The following is a 3,137-nucleotide window of genomic DNA, read 5'->3' as shown; positions in this document are numbered from 1 at the left end:
GAAGATCAGGGCGGGGAAGGGGTGGCGCGCCCGCGCAGGAGGGTGTCGGCGGTGAGGGCGAGGGCCAGGACCAGGCCCGTGACGATGTAGCGGGTGGCGGTGTCCAGGTTCAGCAGGGTCAGGCCGTTGGAGATCGAGGTGAGGACGAGCACCCCGAGCAGGGCCGACCAGGCGCTGCCCCGTCCCCCGAAGAGGCTGGTGCCGCCGATCACGGCGGCGGCGATGGCGAAGAGGTAGGTCTCCGCGCCGCCGGTGCCCTGGTTGGCCGCGGCGAGCCGGCCGGCGGCGAGGATGCCGCCGAGCGCGGCGAGCGTGGAACCGGCGACGAAGCAGGAGACGGTGATCCGCCGCACGGCCACCCCGACCATCAGCGCCGAGGCGCGGTCCCCGCCGACGGCGCGCACCGAACGCCCCCAGCGGGTGCGTCGCAACAACACGTCCACCAGGACGACCAGGGCGACGAAGAGTGCCACCGGGTAGCCGATGCCCCGGGCGGTCCCGAGGTAGCCCACGACCGCTGCGAGCAGGGCGGCGAGGCCGACCGTGCGCAGCACGAGGCCGGGGACGCCCATCCGCGGCAGTCCGGCCCGGGCCCGTCGGATCCGCTCGGCCACCCGCAGACCCGTGACCACGGCCACCGCCGCCGCGGCCACCCCCCAGGCCACCGCCTGGGGGAGGAATCCCTGTTGGGCGAAGCGGACCAGGCCCGACTCGAAGGGCAGGTTGACCGAGCCGCGCGGACCCAGGACGCGGAGCTGGATGCCGGTGAGGACGAGCAGCCCGGCGAGGGTCAGCACGAAACCGGGCAGGCCGAGGCGGGTGGTGAGCACGCCGTAGCCGAGGCCGGTGACCACCCCCACCGAGAGCGCGAGCAGCAGGCCGACGGGGAGCGGCCACTCCAGCAGCACGGTGGTGACGACCACCACGGCCGCGGCGATGCCGCTGACCGCGCCGACCGAGAGGTCGATCTGTCCGACCATCAGCACCAGGACGACACCGAGCGCGATCACCCCGACGGGGGCGCTCTGCAGGGTCAGGCTGACGAGGTTCTCGGCGGACAGGAAGGCGGGGTTGAGGATGCCGAAGACCGCCCACACCAGCAGGAGGGCGCCGATGACGGGCAGCAGGCCGGCGTCGCCGGCGGACCGGGGGCCGAACGGACGGGTCCGGGCGGTACCGGTGCCGCCGGTGGAGAAGGGACGCAGGAAGGGGGGTGCGGAGGTCGGGCTCATCGGTGCTTCCTGCCGCTGGGGCGGCTGGCCCCGGTCATGGCGGCGAGCAGGTCCTCGTAGCCGGTTCCGGCCGCGTCCAGCTCGCCCCCGAACCGGCCCAGCCGCAGCACGACGAAGCGGTCGGCGACGGCCTGCAGGTCGGCGGCCTGGTGGCTGATGAACACCACCGCGTGCCCGCGCTCGCGCAGGCGTTCGACGAGGTTGAGGACCTCGGCGGTCTGGCGGATGCCGAGGGCGGCGGTGGGCTCGTCGAGGACCACCACCCGGGGCGAGCCGAGGAGGGCCCGGGCGACGGCGACGATCTGCCGCTGCCCGCCGGACAGCTCCCGCACCGGGACCCGGAGCGAGGGCACGTTCGTGGCGAGCTGTCCGAGGAGGTCCCACGCCTCGCGCTCCATCGCGACCTCGTCGAGGAGGCCGGTCCGGGTCGGTTCGTGGGCGAGGAAGAGGTTCTCGACCACGTCGAGGTTGTCGCACAGCGCGAGGTTCTGGAAGACCGCGGCGATGCCGAGCCGTCGCGCCTCGGCCGGGGAGCCGAGGACCACGGGCCGGCCGTCGATCAGGATCCGGCCGGCGTCCGGCCGGTACACGCCGGCGATGACGCCGGCGAGGGTGGACTTGCCGGCGGCGTTGTCGCCGACGACCCCGAGCACCTCGCGGGGGCGGACGTCCAGGTCGATGTCGCGCAGGGCGCGGACGCCGCCGAAGTTCTTCGAGACGCCCCGCAGGGAGAGGATGGGGTCGGCCGGGGTGCCCCGGGCGCTCGGGGTGCTCACGGGGACTCCTCCAGCAGGCCCGCCCGGGCGCACGCCGCCTCGTAGGGGGAGGTGCAGATGGCCTCCACGGAGTGGACCCCACCGTCCACCATGACGCGCCGCACGTCGTCCACCGCGACGGCCCGGGGGGCGAGGAGCAGGCTGGGCACGCCCTCGATGACGGCGGTGGTGCGCGGGGACTCGCCGCGCAGGAGGCGGACCGCCAGCTCGGCGGCGGTCCGGGCCTGTTCCGTCGTCGCCTTGTGCACGGTCATGTACTGGTCGCCGGAGACGATGCGCTGCACGGCGGCGAGCTCGCCGTCCTGCCCCGTGACGGGCGGCACCGGGTCGAGACCGGCGGCCTTCATCGCGGCGATCGCACCGCCCGCGATGCCGTCGTTGGCGGCGTGGACACCGTCGACCCGGTCGCCGAACTGGGTCAGCTGTCCCTCGACCCAGTCGGTGGCCCGGTCCGGGCTCCAGTCGGGGGTGTCGTACTCGGCGAGCACCTCGATGTCCTCTCCCTCGAGCGCGCGGTGGACACCGGCGGCGAGCTGCGCGGCGTTGGGGTCGGTCGGGGAGCCGTGGACGAGGAGGACGCCGGGTGGGCGTCCGTCCGGGCGTGGTCCCCGCTCCCGCACCGCCGCCACCAGGGCCGTCCCCTGGAGGTACCCGATGAGCTCGCTGTCGAACGAGACGTAGTGGTCGATGTCGGCGTCCGCGATGAAGCGATCGTAGGCGATGACGGACACGTCGTGACGTCGGGCTTCGCGAACGATGGCGGCGGCGGCCACGGTGTCCACGGCGTCCAGGACGAGGACGTCGGCCCCGCGGGCGAACATCGCCTCGGCCTGCTCCTGTTGCCGCGCCGCGTCCTGATCGGCGTTGGCGTAGTACACCCGGCAGGTGGGGCAGCGGCGTTCGACGACGCCGAAGAAGGCGGTCCGGTCGGAGGTCTCGTAGCGGGCGGTCTTGGCGTCGGGGAGCAGCAGGGCGATGGTGCCCTCGGAGGGTTCGCCGGGGGGCGGCCCGACGATGCCGGGGGTGCCGGGCGCACAGGCCGTGAGGACCGCGAGGACCGTGAGGAGCAGCGCCGACGCCACCGCCGGCGCGGAGCGGGGACGGCGGTGGAATCGGCGGGGGGTGCTGC

Annotated in this window: 3 protein-coding genes; all 3 read right to left on the bottom strand. The window is 74.7% G+C overall.

The features are described 5' to 3' along the window. Positions 1-5: 5 nt before the first annotated feature. Positions 6-1,232, bottom strand: coding sequence for a sugar ABC transporter permease (locus FOE67_RS21055; RefSeq protein WP_182666410.1), 1,227 nt, complete (start codon positions 1,230-1,232; stop codon positions 6-8). Further along, positions 1,229-2,008 (bottom strand): ATP-binding cassette domain-containing protein, encoded by a 780-nt coding sequence (locus tag FOE67_RS21050; protein ID WP_323385214.1) that lies wholly within the window; start codon positions 2,006-2,008, stop codon positions 1,229-1,231. Before FOE67_RS21050 ends, FOE67_RS21055 begins: the two co-directional genes overlap by 4 nt. Continuing rightward, a partial coding sequence (locus FOE67_RS21045) for a substrate-binding domain-containing protein (protein WP_228474127.1) occupies positions 2,005-3,137 on the bottom strand: 1,133 nt, incomplete at its 5' end. The genes FOE67_RS21045 and FOE67_RS21050, both read right to left, overlap by 4 nt.

The organism is Streptomyces calidiresistens, from assembly GCF_014141525.1.
Classification (GTDB): Bacteria; Actinomycetota; Actinomycetes; order Streptomycetales; family Streptomycetaceae; genus Streptomyces; species Streptomyces calidiresistens.
Note: the sequence above shows the minus strand (reverse complement) of the source record. Positions and strands in the feature narration are given on the sequence as shown.